Annotated in this window: 11 protein-coding genes and 1 pseudogene; 4 read left to right on the top strand and 8 right to left on the bottom strand. The window is 67.6% G+C overall.

Annotated features, from left to right (window positions below; genetic code table 11):
- Positions 1 to 39 precede the first annotated feature (39 nt).
- Positions 40 to 960: a hypothetical protein gene (locus tag ACWF4Z_RS13005; protein WP_452243200.1), complete on the bottom strand. Its 921-nt coding sequence runs from the start codon at positions 958 to 960 to the stop codon at positions 40 to 42.
- Between the two features lie 354 nt (positions 961 to 1,314).
- On the bottom strand, positions 1,315 to 1,959 hold the full coding sequence (locus tag ACWF4Z_RS13000; RefSeq protein ID WP_452243199.1) for a TetR/AcrR family transcriptional regulator: 645 nt from the start codon (positions 1,957 to 1,959) through the stop codon (positions 1,315 to 1,317).
- 83 nt (positions 1,960 to 2,042) lie between these two features.
- Between ACWF4Z_RS13000 and ACWF4Z_RS12995 the strand changes: the two genes are divergently transcribed.
- On the top strand, positions 2,043 to 2,507 hold the full coding sequence (locus ACWF4Z_RS12995; protein WP_452243198.1) for a VOC family protein: 465 nt from the start codon (positions 2,043 to 2,045) through the stop codon (positions 2,505 to 2,507).
- A gap of 459 nt (positions 2,508 to 2,966) precedes the next feature.
- Here the strand turns inward: ACWF4Z_RS12995 and ACWF4Z_RS12990 are convergent, their stop codons facing one another.
- A complete protein-coding gene (locus tag ACWF4Z_RS12990) occupies positions 2,967 to 3,671 on the bottom strand; it encodes an SDR family NAD(P)-dependent oxidoreductase (RefSeq protein WP_452243197.1) in 705 nt (234 codons plus the stop codon).
- A gap of 79 nt (positions 3,672 to 3,750) precedes the next feature.
- On the opposite strand from ACWF4Z_RS12990, the gene ACWF4Z_RS12985 reads away from it, so the two are divergent.
- Entirely contained in the window at positions 3,751 to 4,101 is a 351-nt protein-coding gene (locus ACWF4Z_RS12985) for a winged helix-turn-helix transcriptional regulator (protein WP_452243196.1), read from the top strand.
- Here ACWF4Z_RS12985 and ACWF4Z_RS12980 read toward each other — a convergent pair.
- Positions 4,098 to 6,860 (bottom strand): LuxR C-terminal-related transcriptional regulator, encoded by a 2,763-nt coding sequence (locus ACWF4Z_RS12980; RefSeq protein WP_452243195.1) that lies wholly within the window; start codon positions 6,858 to 6,860, stop codon positions 4,098 to 4,100. The two genes, ACWF4Z_RS12985 and ACWF4Z_RS12980, sit on opposite strands and share 4 nt — an antisense overlap.
- A gap of 181 nt (positions 6,861 to 7,041) precedes the next feature.
- Here ACWF4Z_RS12980 and ACWF4Z_RS12975 point away from each other — a divergent pair, with 181 nt between their 5' ends.
- Positions 7,042 to 7,377 carry a nuclear transport factor 2 family protein gene (locus tag ACWF4Z_RS12975; RefSeq protein WP_452243194.1) on the top strand — a complete coding sequence of 112 codons (336 nt, stop codon included), beginning with the start codon at positions 7,042 to 7,044 and terminating at the stop codon, positions 7,375 to 7,377.
- Between the two features lie 23 nt (positions 7,378 to 7,400).
- On the opposite strand, the gene ACWF4Z_RS12970 is transcribed toward ACWF4Z_RS12975, so the two are convergent.
- Both ACWF4Z_RS12970 and ACWF4Z_RS12965 read right to left on the bottom strand, forming a co-directional pair.
- Positions 7,401 to 8,189: a maleylpyruvate isomerase family mycothiol-dependent enzyme gene (locus ACWF4Z_RS12970; protein ID WP_452243193.1), complete on the bottom strand. Its 789-nt coding sequence runs from the start codon at positions 8,187 to 8,189 to the stop codon at positions 7,401 to 7,403.
- Between the two features lie 55 nt (positions 8,190 to 8,244).
- On the bottom strand, positions 8,245 to 10,122 hold the full coding sequence (locus tag ACWF4Z_RS12965) for a serine hydrolase domain-containing protein (protein ID WP_452243192.1): 1,878 nt from the start codon (positions 10,120 to 10,122) through the stop codon (positions 8,245 to 8,247).
- Positions 10,123 to 10,311: 189 nt separating this feature from the next.
- Here ACWF4Z_RS12965 and ACWF4Z_RS12960 point away from each other — a divergent pair.
- A pseudogene (locus ACWF4Z_RS12960) lies at positions 10,312 to 11,520 on the top strand (histidine kinase); the annotation flags it as partial.
- Positions 11,521 to 11,904: 384 nt separating this feature from the next.
- Here ACWF4Z_RS12960 and ACWF4Z_RS12955 read toward each other — a convergent pair.
- Together ACWF4Z_RS12955 and ACWF4Z_RS12950 are read right to left on the bottom strand one after the other, a co-directional pair.
- A complete protein-coding gene (locus tag ACWF4Z_RS12955; protein WP_452243191.1) occupies positions 11,905 to 12,576 on the bottom strand; it encodes a response regulator transcription factor in 672 nt (223 codons plus the stop codon).
- 97 nt (positions 12,577 to 12,673) lie between these two features.
- Entirely contained in the window at positions 12,674 to 15,988 is a 3,315-nt protein-coding gene (locus tag ACWF4Z_RS12950) for a S8 family peptidase (protein WP_452243190.1), read from the bottom strand.
- Between the last annotated feature and the right edge of the window lie 63 nt (positions 15,989 to 16,051).

The following is a 16,051-nucleotide window of genomic DNA, read 5'->3' as shown; positions in this document are numbered from 1 at the left end:
AGGACGTGCCCAGGAAGCCTGAGCCTCGTTTCGAGCGATTTAGAAGGGCAGCGGGCTCTGCCAGACGGTGACCGGCGTGCGCCCGCTGTAGTCCATGACCGCGATCTGGCCCGCGTAGGGGTGGTTCATCCTGAGCCAACAGGCGCAACCGGTCTTCGCGTGCCGCCCGCTGCGCCAGAGCAGCTTGCCGCTCGGTGACCGGATCAGAAGTTCGCCGTTGGAGGTGAACCTGAGATAGGAGCCGGGGACGTTCGGACGGACCTGCCAGACGGTGTGCCTCCCGCGGCGAAGCACCAGGTTGCCGTTGGCCTGCATCGCCAGTACGAGCCATGGCGCGGGCGTTCGGTTCTTGGTCCATCCCAGGCGCAGGCTCTGCTTGCTGGACAGCGCGCTGTTCGCGTTCAGCCAGCATTGACCGGACGTCGACTGCCAGACGATCCTCCCGTCGGCCGTGTACAGGATCAGATTGGCGGTGCGGGTGAGCACCAGGCGCTTACCGCCTCGCCCTGCGGTGTTGGAGTTCCAGAGAACGCCGACTCCCGGGGCGACGAGCCGGAAGTCACCCGCGGTGGTCAGCTCCGCGTAGATCCTGGTCAACGCCGGATGGACCGCGTCGAGCACCTGCCAGCACAGGTCGCCGAGTTCGATCCGGCCCGGGCCGTTCAAGACGCCGTCGTAATTCACCGTGAATTCGCTGGTGTTCACCACGAAGCTGGCCGGCCCGTTGGCGACCGAGGCGTAGCCATAGAGCTTCTGTCCTGCTTCGAGCACGGTTACCAACGGGCTCGGGGCGGCGACAGCCGTAGCTTGTACCGCGTCGGCAGGCAGGACGGCTGATTGCGCCACAACTCCGACCAGCAACAGAATCCCAAGCCATGTTCTTCGCATGAATTTCCCCCTCGCACGGAACTGCCGATGCTCGTTCGCCGCCGGCAAGTCGCGACTCAATCGGGCGTTCACCCAGAGTCCTGGCGGAAAATAACACAACCCGCACCCCTGTCGAGAGCTATTCCCTCGTCACGCAATGCTGGGTCGGCGTCGCGAGGTTTGTGTGGTCCAGAGGGCGTTGAAGCGGGGGGCCTAGTGGTTGTTCCCAGGTGTTCAGGGTGGTGGCGATGGCGTGGCTGATTTCGCGTTCCAGCTTGCGGCCTTCGGGGGTTCCACGGCCGTGCGATGGCGTCGATCGCCGCTGCGCACGACTTCTCGGCGTTCCTTACGGCGGGATTGCTGGATCGGGTCGAACTGGTGGCCGGTCGCTCCACGGTCGGTTGTCCGTTACAACGACCGGTTCTCGATGCTTGTCGCCGAGCCGGTTTAGGCGGGGCCGAGGATGAGGTCTGCTATGGTCTGGGCGAGCCAGGTCTCGTAGCGGTCCCAGCCCCAGTCGCGATTCACCACCATGCGATGGTCGAGATCGCCGGACAGCAGCGACCAGAGGATGTCTGCGGCGCCTTGTGGATCGAGTCCGGGGCGCAGGCCGAACTTGTCCGCGAGGTGCCGGCCGATGCTCTGGCAGCCGATCATCAGCTCGCCCTCGACCGTGGTCACATAATCCGTCAGGTCGGCGTCGCCGGTCGATGCCTGGGCCTTGGCCATCCGGAGCAGTTCCATGTTGCGCTCACTGATGTCGCGGGCCAGGGCGGCGTAGGCGGCCAGGCATTCCCGGCCGGTCGGGGCGGCGATCATCGCCTGGAACTTCGGCCGCTGGAACATCGCGATCGGCTCGTCGTCACCGGCTAACTGGACGTCGTGGACCGCCTTGAGCAGCGCGGGTTTGCCGCCGATGACGTTGTACACGGTCTGCACACTGACGCCCGCTTCGGTGGCGATGGCGGCGAGCGTCGTACCGAGGTAGCCGCGCTCGACGAACAAACCCGCTGCCGCGGACAGGATCCGGCTCCGGGCGAGCGCGGTCTGCTCGCTGCGCAGGGAGCTGGAGTAGCGGCGCTTCTCGGTCACGGCGACAACCTTCTTGACATTTGGCTGGAATCGTCTTCAAACTAATTGTACGCAGTTCAACTCTACGGTTGTCGGGGGACAGGATGAAAGCCGAGCTCGATGGAATCTTCGGGGTGAAGTTCCCGGTACGGGATCTGGGTGCGAGCCGGGCGTGGTACGAGCGACTGTTCGACCTGAGTCCGGTGCTCGAGTTCCCGGACGACGACGGGGTGGTGCGTGGGGTGGTCTACTCCGCCGCCGGTCTGGACGGCGCGGGGTTCGCGCTGCGGGAGCGGCCGGACGTCGCTGGGCTCTCCGGGTTCGACCCGGTGAACTTCGGCGTTCGGGACAAGGCGGCTGTCGACGCCTGGGTGGAGCATCTGACCGCGCTGGGTATCGAACACCAGGTCGTGGTGGCCACGATCGGCTGGATCGTCATCTTCCACGACCCGGACGGCCTGGAGATCCATCTGTACTCCCGCGAGTCCCACGGCCAGGACATGTCGGCCGAGGCGGGTCGCGGTCGCCCAGTCACCGCTGCGATGTCGGGGGACGGCAGCGAGGACTAGGCCGGGTCGAGTGGCGCCGGAGGGGTCGCCACTCGGCCCAGGCCAACCCATGGCCGTGGAGGTCTACTCGGCTGGAGGCCAATCCACGGCTGATGGGGAACAAGCTCTTGGGTCGTGGTCGGTGTTCGCCTCGGGGTGCGTCAGGGTGACCTGACGCGGCGGCCGGGGTCACGGTGCGGCGTGACGAGGCGGAGCTCCAGGCCATCACAATCTGTCCTTCGGCTGGGTGGCAGGCGTGGCGGCTGAGTTCGGTGACGATTGTGATGGCCTGGAGATCGGTGCGGGCGGACCCCAGCCACTCATCAACCGGTGCTCCGGCCGCTGCCGGGCGAGGTTGTGAGCGTGGACAGGCGCTCGACGGTCTGGTTGGTGAGTGGTGCCGGTCCGCTCGCCCGCCAAGCGGCGATCAGCTGCGCACCTGCCCCCCGGGAAACGACAGAAGAGCCGGACTGTAGGTGCTTAGGAGGCTTTGTGGCGGGTGCCGCCTTCCAGGTGGATGGTTTCGGCCGTGATGAAGCCGGCTTGGAGGAGCCACATCACGGCGTCGGTGATGTCGTCGGGTTCGCCGTACCGGCCGACCATGGTGCCGGCGGCACTCTTGGTCAGCAAGGCGGCCTTGTTGTCGCCCAGACGGTCCCAGGCGCCGGAGTCGATGATGCCGGGGGAGATGGCGTTGACCCGGATCGGGGCCAGGTCTGCGGCCAGGTGGCGAGCGAGGTACTCGACGGCGCCGTTGGTGGTGCCCTTGACCAGCGAGCCAGGGCCGGGGCGCCAGCCGACAACCCCGGAGAAGAGCACGATCGAACCGGTCGGGCGGAGGATCGGCGCGAAGTGCTTGGCGACCAGCATCGGGCCGATCACCTTCGCCGTGAATGCGGTGATGAGCTTGTCGTGATCCAGTTCGACCGCCCGAACGTCGTGCGGCGCCGAACCGGTGGTCACGAGGTGGTCGATGCCATCCGCGAGCTCAGTGGCCGCAGCGGCCATCGTCGTCTCGTCTTGCAGGTCGATACGTACAGCGGTCGCGCCCAGCTCGGCCGCAAGCGCCTCGCCGGCAACCAGGTCGCGGGCGCCGATCACCACGTCGTACCCGTCCTTCACCGCGCGCCGCGCGATCGCCGCCCCGAGTGCCCGGGCGCCGCCGATGACCAGGATCCGTTCCATTGTCGTTACTCCCTCTCGTAGAATCGGGACTCACGGTATGGATTTGATACTGGTATCTTCAACGGAACTGGGAGCACCCATGGGCAAGGCGTACAACGTGATGGCGGCGACCTGTCCGAGCCGGACCGTGCTCCACCGCATCGGCGCGCGATGGACCGTGTTCGTGGTCAATGCCCTCGACGACGGGCCTCGCCGCTTCACCGAACTCAAAGCACATATCCAGGGCATCACCCCGAAGGTCCTGACCGAGACCCTCCGCTCCCTCGAAGTCGACGGCTTGATCAGTCGGCACGAGTACGCCGAGAACCCGCCGCATGTCGAGTACGCCCTGACCCCGCTAGGGCGCTCCCTGCTCGTCCCGCTCCGCGCCGTACGACGCTGGGCCGAACAACACGTCCCCGACATCGAGGCCGCCCGCGCCCGGCACTAGCGGAAGTGGTGGGCGAGCTGGGTACGGGACCGCACCTCGAGTTTGCGGAAGGCTTTGTGGAGGTGGTACTCGACGGTGCTCGGGCTGATGAAGAGCTGGGTGGCGATCTCGCGGTTGGTGCTTCCGGCCGCCGCCAGGCGAGCGATTTGAGCCTCTTGCGGGGTTAGGTCGGCGAGCGTGTCTGCGCTGCGTTTGCGGGCACGGCCGCCCGTTGCCTCCAGCTCGGCCCGGGCGCGACCGGCGAACGCGTCCATGCCGAAGCCGCAGAAGAGGTCGTGAGCTACCCGCAACTCCTTGCGTGCATCGAGGCGTCGGCGTTCGCGTCGCAACCATTCGCCGTAGAGAAGGTGGGCACGGGCGAGCTCGATCGCGATCCGGGTCTTGCCGAGTCGTTGGATCGCCTCGACGTAGAACGCTTCAGCATGCTTGCCGTCGGTAAGGAGCGCTTGGCAGCGCGCCGCGATCCCGAGCGCCCAGTCCGTGCCGCTGGCCTCGGTCATGGCCACGAGCCGATGGTGCGCGTCGGCGGCCAGCTCGGGTGTTCCGGCTCGTACGGCGGCCTCGATCAACTCGGCCAGATGCCAGTTGGAGGGAGCGAGGTCCTGTGGATGGTCGGCGATTCGCGATGCGGACGCTCGGGCCTCCTCATAGCGGCCGAGCCCGTTGAACAGTACTGCCTCGGCCCAGTCGAGCAGTGCAACCCCGACTCCTTCGCCGCGCTGCGTCAGCTCGGAGCGACTGCGCTCGATGAGCGAGGTGGCCTCGACCTCGCAACCACGCAGAGCAAGGAGTCCCAGCCTGCCGTAGGGAGCGAGGGTGGTGCCGGTGGCTTCCGTCGCGGCCTGGAGTTCCTCGACGAGCGAAGCGGCCGTCGACAGCTCTCCCGTGAAGAGATGCAAGGAGATGCGCTGGCTGAGGGCGAGCTGGAGATCGGCGAGAGCCCCGGTCTCACGGGCCAGGCGAACGGGCCGGTCCGAGAGCGTGTCCCACTGCTCGTCGTCCCACAGATGCACAGACACCACCGTCGCCGCCCACCCCCACCGCAGGTCCTCGGCCGCCGGCACCTCGGTGGCGAACGCTCTCAAGGCCTGCCGCAGGATCGGGACCGCAGCCTCGTAGCCGTCGCTGAAAAGCATCGTCAGCCCGCCGAGCAGCAGGTCGATCCGGCTCGGCGCCTGCCCTGCAGGCAGGGCCGCCCTCGCAGGTGTCGCTACGTCTTGCGCGTGTCCACCTGCGCCGGCGAGGCGGCCCGCGAACCCCGCTGCGACCAGCGCCTCCAAATAGGTTTCCCGTGCGAGTGCGGGGTCGAGGGCGGCGAACCGATCGGCGGCCTCGAGGAGTAGAGGTGCCACATCGTTGCCGCGCCTTGTGACGAACGCGATCTGGGCCCGCAGCAGGCCGACCTGCGCCCGCTCCAGGGAATTGAGGACGCCATTCTCCGCGGTGCCGAGCAGACCGAGCGCGTCGTCGAGAGCGCCGGACTGGAACTTCAGCTGCGCAGCGATCAGGGCGCGTTGCGCGCGGCGCGACGGCTCGGGGGTCAGCGCAGCCGCGCGCTCGAGGAACGCGGCGGCTGCCGCGAACCCGCCCCGCGCTCGGGCCCGGGTCGCGGAGTACTCCAGGTCGGCGGCAACACTCTCGTCGGGAATCGCCGCCGCGTGCGCCCGGTGCCAGGCATGACGATCCCGGTCGATGTCCGGGTCGGTCGCCTCGGCGAGCGCGCGGTGGGCCTCGCGTCGCTCCTGAGGTACGGCGGCGCCGTACACCGCCGACCGTAGTATTGGATGGCGGAACACCACGCGTGGTTCCGCGGCCAGTAGCTCCTCCGAATCGAGGACTCGCTCAGCCTGATCGGGGATGCCGAGTTGTCGGGCCGCCCGCCGCAGCAACGCCGGATCGCCCACCGGGTCGGCGGCCGCCACCAGCAACAAGCGCCTCGCGTCGATCGGGAGTGTCGCCAGGCGTTCGGTGAAACTCGCCTCGATGCCGGCGGGCAACGGGACCATAGCGGGCAAACCGAACCCGCCGGCCAGCTGCGCCGGGGTCAGGCCTCTGGGAAGCTCGAGCAGCGCGAGTGGATTCCCGCGAGTCTCTACGATGATCCGTTCGAGCACCCGCTCATCCAGCGGACCCGGCAGGACCGACTCGAGCAGAGTACGAGCATCACGATGCCCCAAAGGCTCGACCTGGAGCTCTGGCAAGCCGGTCAGCGCGTCACCCGGCTCTCGGGTCGCGAAGACCAGCACGACCCTCTCGGCCAGGACGCGGCGGGCCACGAAACCGAACACTTGTGCCGAAGCCTGATCCAGCCACTGCGCATCATCGACGACGCAGAGGACCGGCCGCTCCTCCGCGGCCGCCGACAGCAGGCCGAGGACCGCCAGTCCGACCAGAAACGGATTCGGAGTAGGTCCACCGCGGAGTCCGAACGCTACGTCGAGCGCGTCGCGCTGGGGCGACGGAAGGGTCGCCTTCAGGTGAAGGACCGGCGAGCACAGCTGCTGGGCCGCCGCGTAGTCGAGCTCCATTTCGAGCTCGACCCCGAGTGTCCGAGTGATCCGAAATTCCTGCCGTGCCTCGATCGCGTACCCCAGAAGTGCGGTCTTGCCGACCCCAGGCTCCCCGCGCAGCACCAGAACACCACCGTGCTCGGCGTCCAGCAGGCGGTCGAGCACTGCCCGCTCTCGGCCCCGCCCGACCAACTGCCCGCCCGGCCACCGGGCCGCCGAGGAGCTCCCGCTCAGCTCGGCCCGAAACATAGCTCACCTTAACCGAGGGGCAGTCCCGGCTCACGGACTAGGGAATTCTTGGATTCGATCACGCGGTGACGGCACCATGCTGGTCTCTGATCCGCATCCGCAGCGCCCCCGGCGCGGCGGTCCGACGCAACGAGAAGAGTGACCATTGCAGACCACGCTCGGGCAACTCATGGAGCGAAACGTGTCCGAAGTCTTCGGCGAGCTGGACGCCGACCGTCGCAGGCAGGCGGTCGCCGAACTCTATGCGGATGATTGCGCGATGTACGCCGCGGAGGGTGAGACGGTCGGCCAGGCGGCCATCTCCGAGCAGGTCGGTCGCATCCTCGAGGCGAGCCCCCCGGACTTCGCGTTCAGCCTGGTCGGTCACGCCGAGGTGATTCACGACCTCGGCCGCCTGCGCTGGCAGAGCGGTCCGGCCGGAGGCCCCGCGGTCCTGAACGGCATGGACGTCGCGATCTTCGCGGACGGAAAGATCAAGGCGCTCTACACGTTCATCGAGGCGCCCGCCGAGGCCTGACACGCCAGCGGGCGCCGTTGTGATCAGTAGCCGGCGAAGACGTTTTGGAGGGTGGCGAGGGTGACCGGGCCGGTGAGGGTGACGGTGTCGGTGGGCTTGAGGCGGCCGGCTGTCAGGCGTAGCCAGGTTTCTGCAGGGAGGGTCAGCGTCCCGTCAGGGTTGTCGGTGACGGCCGGGTCGAGGCTGACTGGGTCGCCCAGCCGCAGAGTGAAGTCAGCAGCTGGGTCGGTCGTGGTGACGGTCAGTTGAGCCTGCTCGCCGTTCAGCTCAGCCGGCTTGGTGATCCAGCTGAGGTCGGCTGTGGCCTCGACCATCTGCAGCATCAGCGGTACGGCGTCAGCATCGAGCGTGGCCTCTGGGTCGGACGCGCTGCGGACGTCCCAGGAGTGGTACGTGAGTTCGCTGAGACGCGTACGACCGAGGGTCGCGACGTCGACCGGGGCAGGGAGGTAGCCGAGGTCGATGCGGAGGTTGGCACGCTGATCACTGTTCAGCGAGTCGAACAGGGCGATGAGCTTCTCGTTCCAGATCAGGAAGCCGGCGGCCTGATCCCGGCGGGACGACGCGTTCCAGCGGGCCCACACGCTCTGGTTGAAGTCGCCGTCTGCCGGCGGCTTGTCGTCCAGGGCGAGCTGGAGGGTGTTGGTCATGATCTCCGCGCCGCTGCCGAGGTGACTGAGCACCTGCGCGATGTCCCATTCCGTCGCTGCCGACGGACCCGCCAGGGCCTCGTCGTCGAAGTCCGTCACCAGGGCCGCGAGCCGGTCGTAGCCGGTGCGGAGTGCAGCGATGACGATGTCGGCGTTACTCAAGCTGAGCCTCCAGAGGCAGTGGCGTGAACGACCCCTTGATACCACCTCGACGAAATCAGTTGGTCGGCAACGGGAGAGCGACCAGGTTGTAGACCATGGCGATCTTGAAGAACGGGATCGCCGCCAGTGCAACCAGCGTGTACGCCACTCGCCCGGTCCGCGTCCACCAGCCGCGCCACCACACCGCGACCATCATCGCCAGCGCGACCAGCGAGCAGATCAGCGCGGCCGTCCCGACGTATGGCAGTACGGCGAAACACGTCGGATTCAGCGTGACGAGCTCAGTCACGGCAGCCGAATCAGCCATCGCGGCGGCGATTCCGGCCAGGAAGACGGTCGTCAGCAGGCCGGTCAGCCAGAGCGCCAGCCGAGCGACGCGGGCTCCAGCCGGATGCCGAGGACGACGGCGCAACGTCTGTACCAGAGCAACCAGGGACAGCACCACGAATCCGGCGATCAGCAGCAGCGCTCCGACACCGAGCAGACCCCGATGCAGCGAGGGCTGGGAGTACCAGGGGAGCTTCTCCAACGCCTCGGACGGGTTCGCGGAGTCGGTCAAGGTCCCGTGGCCGTCGAAGGCGATCCGATCCTGGCCGTCCTTCTCCTGGAACAGACCCGGGCTGACCTGCACCCAATGCTGCGTCGCGCGCGCCGGGTCGATCGACAATCCGGTCGTGGTCAGAATTCCGTCGGGCCCGGCTTCGACCGTCGGAGTGGCGAACAGCGCCGCCACCTTCTGCAGGCTGTTGTGACTGACCCGAGCAGAACGATAAGTACCGGCGTACGACGAGACGTCGCCGCCGATCGCCCGTGGCGCCGGCCGGGTGTCCGGGAAGTACTGATCGATCACCTTGTGGATCAGGTCGACGCCACTCCACGACGCCGTACCGTCGAGGCCATCGCCGTTGTAAACAACGTAGATCCCGAACTTCTGCTCGGGCAGCAGTGCCATCACGCCGTGGAACCCAGGGACATCGCCGTCCTTGAAAACCAACCGATGCCCGTTGTACGGCCGCTCCTCGAATGCGTAACCCATCCCAGGGATCCGTTTGTCCTGGGTGAAGTGCTGAGCCTGCATGAGCTGAGCGATCGGATCGCCGCTGAGCTGTGCCTGCAGGTAGCGACCCATATCCGCGGCCGTGATGACCGGTCCGGTGCCGGCCGGCGCCCATGGGCCGTACTGCCCATGCTCAGCGACCTCGCCGTTGCCGGACGGGCGGTAGCCGTGAGCCAATTCGGGACCGGAGGTTTCGGCCACGGTGCTCGAGTTCATCCCCGCGGGTTTGAGGACGTGCTGTTCGACGTACTGCGTGAATGTCTGGCCGGACGCGAGTTCGACCAGGTAGCCGGCCAAGGCGAGACCGTAGTTGTTGTAGGCAACCTTTGTGCCGGGCGGGCGAATCCGGGCCGGCTGACGATCCTTCAGGCTCTGGGCGAGGTCACCTGCCTGGGCTGGTGTGGAGACGCCGAGTCCCACGATGTCGTCGTCGAATCCGGCTGTGTAGGTGAGGAGTTGGTCGAGCGTGACCGGTTGGCCGGGGTAGGTGTCCTTGATCTTGAAGGTGTGCAGGTACTGGTTCACGTCGGTGTGCAGGTCGAGCTTGCCTGCCTTGACCAGCTGCAGGACGGCTTGGGTGGTGAAGAGTTTCGCCAACGAGCCGGTGAAGAACTGCGTGCGGTTCGCGTCGACCGGTCGCCTGGTGTCGACGTCCGCGACGCCGTACCCGCGCGCGAAGACGGTCCTGCCGCCCGAGACGATCACGACCGCGGCGCCCGGAATGTGCTCCTTGGCGAGCTGCGCAGGCACAATCCGATCGACCAGCCCTTGCGGGTCGACGGTTGCGGCCTCGGCTCGCGGGGTCGGGCCGACAAAGAGGCCGGAGACAGCCACACCGGTCGCGAGCAGGGTCGCGGTCAATCTTCTCAGGTTCACGCTTCCAGGAAACTGGACCGCGCCGGTGCGTCACCAGTGCCGTACGCACCGGTCGGAGCTGAGAAATACACATGCCTTCGGCATCAATCTTCCTTGACACGGTAGAGTTTTCGTGTGCTGGTGGTGCTCCTTGTCATCGTCAGCGCCGCCTTCGATCCGGCCCGCACCCCGTCAGTCGCTCTGCTGGTCATGGCTGCGCTGCAGCTTCTGCACAGCCTCCCGCCGCGATGGCAACGTCATCAACTGCTTCGCCGCCACGACTGGATCCTGATTGCGCAAGCCCTTCTCCTACCTTGGGCAGGCCCCGGCGGGCTCGGTCTGATCGGCGCGACCATCCTCCTGGTTGTTCGAGGGCCACTGCGCTGGGTGCTCTTCACGGCTGTCCTGGCAGCGGCCGGCCTCGGCAGCACCAGCAGCCCACTCACCTGTGTCAACGCCGTGGTCAACGCGCTCGCCCAGGGTTTGGTCCTGTACGGCGTGACCCGGCTCGGCCAGCTGCGCGTCGTACTCGATGCCGCGCGCAACGACCTCGCCACCGGATCGGTCGCCGCAGAACGCGAACGGGCCGGCCGTGATCTCGACACCGCCCTCGGCAGCACCCTCTCGGCGATCATCGGTCTCGCCGCCGCGGGCCGTCTGACCGAGATCCTCGCGCGGGCTCGTGCGGGCGCCGCGATGGTTCGACGGACAGTTGCGGAGCCGGCGCCGTCGTACCGGCCGGACGATCTGACGCCCCGCCTGTCCATCCCGATCCTGATCGCGGCACATGCCGGATTCCTGGCCGTTGCGGGACTCCATCTCTGGCCGCTGCTCGGATCGCCCGTGGGCCTTTGGGCCGCGCTGGTGACCCTCGCGGTGGTCGGGCTTCAGCTGCATCACTCCTGGCCGCGTCCCCTCGGCACTCGACCGCGGTACGCCGGTCTCACGGTCCCCATCCAGCTCGCTCTCGCGGCGCTGACGCTCGTCATGCCGCTGCACGCGCTGCCTCAACTCATCGGGCTTCCGCTCGGCTCGCTTCTCCTACTCCGGTACGGCGGACGCCGGTGGATCACGTGGTCCCTTGGCGGCGTCGTCGTACTGATCGTCGCGGGTAGCGTGGCCGCACGCGGTGTAACGGTGCCCGAGCTGCTGTCCGGGATGTTCGACGTGATTGCGATCGCGGCGATGGTGTGGGCTCTCGCGCTGCACACCGAGCTCGTCGCGGAGGCTGAGGAGACGCGGTTCGCGCTGGCCGATATCGCGCTGATCCGGGAGCGGCGACGCATCACCGGCGAGGTTCATGATCTGCTTGGGCAGGGGTTGATGGCTATCGTCGTTCGCGCCGAGCTTGCGCTCCGCGTACCAGAGCAGGCGGAGGGCGAACTCGCCGATATCACTCGGCTTGCGCGGCGCGCGCTGACCGACCTCAAGGGGATTCCGCAGGCCGACCTGGCCGAGTTGTCGCTGCGCCACGAGCTGGAATCGGCGCGGGCGATTCTCACGGTCGCTGGCGTTGGTGTGACGATCGAAAGCGCTCCGCTGGAGCCGGCTGTCGATCAGCTGTTCGCCGTCGTACTGCGTGAGGCTGTTGCCAACGTGCTGCGCCACAGCGAGGCGACGTACTGCACTATCGAGGTGACGTCCACATCGGCCGAGGCTGTCCTCCGGGTCGTCAACGACCGGGCTTTGCCGGCGACGTCGTCCGGAGGTCAGGGGACCGGCAACCTCGCCGCGCGGATGGGTGCTGCGGGCGGCCGGCTGGTCACCGGGCCGACGCCTGACGGCGGGTACTCGCTGGTCGCGCTACAGCCAGCCGGCCTCGGTCGCGATGCGGACGGCGTCCAACCGGTTCCGGGCGTCCAGCTTGGTGACGGCCGCGCCGAGGTAGTTCCGCACGGTCCCCTTACTCAGGTGGAGGCGACCGGCGATCTCGGCTAGCTCGACCCCGTCGGCGGCAAGCCGCAGTACGTCGAGTTCGCGGTCGGTCAGCGGATTGCGCGGCCCAGTGATCGCGGTCGCCGCGAGCTCCGGATCGATCACCAGCTCTCCCGCGGCCACCCGGCGAATCCCGTCCGCCAACCGCTCCGGCGGCGCGTCCTTGAGCATGAACCCCGTCACCCCAGCATCGAGTGCGGTCCGGAGCGCCTCCGGCCGCCCGAGCGAGGTCAAGATCAGCACCCGGCACTCCGGCACCTGAACAGCCAGCCGCCCAGCCACCTCGAGCCCATCGAGCTCACCAGGCATCGCAATATCCAGTACGGCGACATCCGGCCGCTCCCGCACCACCACAGCCAGCGCAGCCTCACCGGTAGACACATCCGCCACGAGCTCCAGATCCCCCTCGAGCCCCAGCAAAGCGATCAACGCCCCCCGAATCAGGTGCATATCCTCCGCCAACACCACCCGCACCCGGTCACCCACAAACCCATTGTGCCCGCCGCCGGCCCAGGACGTGCAGCTCGACAGGACGTACATGCCTACAGCCTGCCGCCCCCAGCCGGCGGAACCGCGGGACCAGGCGGCAGTGGACGTATACGTCCTGTCGAGCTGCACGCCGTGCGCGAAACCGGCGTTAGTGGATGTGGTAGGCGTTGGTGATTGTTTGGGTGGCGGTGTTGCCGGACTTGTCGGTGACGACGGACTTCAGGGCGATCAGTTTCGCGGTGGCCGGGGTTTTGAACGACGCCACGTAGTTCCCGTGCCGCTTCGACACGACGGTCGCCTTTGTCCAGGTCTTGCCGCCGTCGCCCGACACCCACACCGAGACCGCCTTGAACGTGCCGACCGGCGCCTTCGGCTGGTACTTGACCACGAACGGCAGGCTCGTCGTCGCCGTACGCCGCACCGAGTTGTTCAGGTCGACGCCTGGCCGGAACTGCGTGCCCCACAGCGGCAGCGGCACCGTCTTCGTCCCGGTCCCAGCCGAGGTGAACGTCCAGACGTAGTTCAGCTGGGTCGCCAGCTGCATCGCCGGAATCTTCTGGGCGTACTCGAGCCGGTACGACGCCTTGCCCGTCGGCTGGCCCTCGGCGGTCAGCTGACCATAGGTGTCCTCCGAAGCGACCAGCTTGCCGTTGCGGAACAGCTTGGTGGTGGACGTGCCGCCCGACGCTGTTGCGATGCCGACGTGTCCGTCGCGGTCCGTGTTCGGGGAGAGGTTGGTGTCGATCTCGTTCCCGGTCCGTCGCGTCAGCCCGTCGAGGGCGGGCGCCGCGACCGCGCCGCCCCACGTCTCGACGTAGCTCTTGCCACGCTGATAGATGGTCTCCGACAGCAACGTGACCAGCGGGTCCGGCGCACCGGCGACGACCCGATCCCGGTCGATGTTCGCCGACCATTGCGTACCGGGGTCGAAGTACTGCACGACCTTCGCCGGCAGGTGGTAGAGGAATGCCTCCGGCTCCGTCGGCTGCTGCGTCCCTGGCAGGCTCCCGAGCCGCAGATCACTCACGATCCCGCCCGGCTGGTCCGCCGTGTACTGCGTGGTCACGGTTGCCAGCGACCTCTGGTTGACGATCCGGTTGTACCCGGTGACGTACCGGCCACGGACGCCCTGCATCAGGTTGTAGCTGTACGGCGAGTCCACGAATTGAGCGCTCTTGGCCGGCCTTCCCCAGCGCGAGTAGGTGTATCCCACGAAGTCCTTCGTTGGCGCCGGTGCGCCGAGCGTGGCGGTGTACAGCTTGCTCAGATCGGCCGTGGCGTGGAGGTTCTCGAACACACCGGCCGGGGAGGTCATCGAGTAACCGACCTGCAGCTCGGTCAGCTTCGCGTCCTTCGCCGGCAGTTTGAAGCCGAATGGACGGGCCAGCTTCGCGTCGGCGACGAGGTTGACCGGGTGGTTCAGGTTCACCATCGGCCAGACCAGGTTGTACTGCGTGTCCGCCTCGCCGTTGATGGTCGCGTCGACGACGTACCGGCCCTTCGGCAGCCGGACCTTGCCGTTGCCCTGGGCATCGACCTCGACGTTGGAGATGCTCCCGTTGTCGAGGCTGATGATCCCACTCACGATCTGGTCGGTCGCCTTGCCGTTCGGCAGCAGGTGCTTGAGTGCGAGGTCGTAGCTCTCGCGCTCCTTCCCGATCTGGAACGGCGAAGCCACGCGCTGACCGGTGCCAGTGGCAACGACTTGGCCGGTGTACATGCCGACCGCAGCCTTCCGGGTGTCCGAGGTGACCGCGACCGAGGCCTTCCCTCCGGCGGGAATCGTCAGCGTGGACGGGCTGACCGACAAGACTTCGGTCGGCGCAGCCTTGCCGTCCGGGCCGGTGGCGGCGGTCGTCAGGGTCAGCGTGACCGGCTTGGTGCCGAGGTTGCGGTACTCGACGTTCTTGACCACCGGCTTGTCGGTCGTGTGCGGCCAGAGTTGCGTGCCGAACGACACACTCCCTGGTACGGCGACAACCGTGTCGGCGATCGCCTTCGCGACGTCGATCCGGCCGGCGCCCTGCTGGAACACGGACTGCTTCGGCAGGACTTTCGCCGTACCCATCAGTGCGCTCTTGAGGTCCTCGGCTGTCCAGCTCGGGTGCTCCTGGAGCAGGAGTGCGGCCGATCCGGCGACGTGTGGCGTGGCCATCGACGTACCGTCCAATTGGAGGTAGTACTTGCCGACGGGTGTGCCGATCGTGGAGTGGTTGGACTTCGCCGCGACGATCGCCACACCGGGCGCGGTCACGTCGGGCTTGATCGCGCCGTCGCCGATCCGCGGGCCGGGGTTCGAGAACGGGGCGAACTGGTCCTTCTTGTCCACCGCGCCGACGGTCAATGCGGAGTCCGCGCTGCCTGGTGAGTCGACGTGTCCGCCGTCCTCGCCTTCGTTGCCGGCGCAGATCACGAACAGGGCGCCGGTCTGGGCGCTGAGCCGGTTCACGGCCTCTTCGAGCGGGTCGATGCGCGGGGTGTCCGGACCGCCGATGCTCAGGTTGATGATCTTCGCCTTCTGATCCACGGCGGCCCACTGCATCCCGGCCAGCATCGCGGATTCGTCGCAGCCGTCGCCGGCGCAGACCTTGCCGTCGAGCAGTTTCGCGTCCGGCGCCACACCCTTGTACTTGCCCTTGGACGCGGCCGCCGTACCGGCGATCGTCGAGGCGACGTGGGTGCCGTGGCCGATGTTGTCGTCGGCGTTGTCGGTGGTGAAGTTCTTCTCGGCGGTGATCTTGCCCTTGAAGTCCGGGTGGGTGGCGTCGATCCCGGTGTCCAGTACGGCGACAGTGATGCCCTTGCCGGTGAATCCGGCCTTCCATGCGGTCGGCGCGCCGATCTGCGGGACGCTCTGGTCGAGCGCGATCTGCCGCTTGCCGTCCAGCCAGATCTTCGCGATCGCGCCGGCGCTCGCCGAGCGGGCCTGCGGTGCTAGCTGCTGGAGGAACTGGGCACCGGTGTTCTTCGGTACGGACAGTGCGGCGCCGTTGACCGCGGGCAGATCTTGCCGGATCGTTGCCGCCTGCAACGACAGTGCCCGCGCCGCCGACCGTTCGCCGGTGTAGGTGACGATCAACGGGGTCGACTGGGTGTGAGCGTCGTCGTACCCGAACTGCAGGAGGGTGGACACCTCGAACAGCCGCCGGTCGAGCTTGCCGGATGCCACCTCGGCGCTGACGTCGGACGGCAGTACGACGAGCTTGCCGCCCGATCGCAGGAGCTGGAACGTTACTTGCCCGCGGCCCTCACCACGCTCGACCCGGACCTTACCCAGATCCCCACCGACCACGACGACCCGATCGCCGGTGATCAAGGTGACCACTCGATCCTTCGGTCCGATGCGCTGCGATGTACTCGTGGTCACGTCGTTCTGAGCTGCCTCAGCCCCTGATCCCGCCGCAACCCCGACCGTTGCGACCGCGACAGCAACCACCCCGACGGCAGCCGGCCATCGCCTCATCCCGCGATTCATTGCATCCTCCACGCATCCCCAGAGTGCCCGGATCCGGACAACGCCCATTGG

It is taken from the genome of Kribbella sp. NPDC055071 (assembly GCF_053608045.1).
This window is presented reverse-complemented; position numbering and strand designations above follow the sequence as displayed.

What these genes read in the sequence shown, in the direction of transcription:
- ACWF4Z_RS12995 (WP_452243198.1), top strand. Translation starts at nt 2,043, where the DNA reads ATGAAAGCCGAGCTCGATGGAATCTTCGGGGTGAAGTTCCCGGTACGG.
- ACWF4Z_RS12990 (WP_452243197.1), bottom strand. Translation starts at nt 3,671, where the DNA reads ATGGAACGGATCCTGGTCATCGGCGGCGCCCGGGCACTCGGGGCGGCG.
- ACWF4Z_RS12985 (WP_452243196.1), top strand. Translation starts at nt 3,751, where the DNA reads ATGGGCAAGGCGTACAACGTGATGGCGGCGACCTGTCCGAGCCGGACC.
- ACWF4Z_RS12980 (WP_452243195.1), bottom strand. Translation starts at nt 6,860, where the DNA reads ATGTTTCGGGCCGAGCTGAGCGGGAGCTCCTCGGCGGCCCGGTGGCCG.
- ACWF4Z_RS12955 (WP_452243191.1), bottom strand. Translation starts at nt 12,576, where the DNA reads ATGTACGTCCTGTCGAGCTGCACGTCCTGGGCCGGCGGCGGGCACAAT.
- ACWF4Z_RS12950 (WP_452243190.1), bottom strand. Translation starts at nt 15,988, where the DNA reads ATGAGGCGATGGCCGGCTGCCGTCGGGGTGGTTGCTGTCGCGGTCGCA.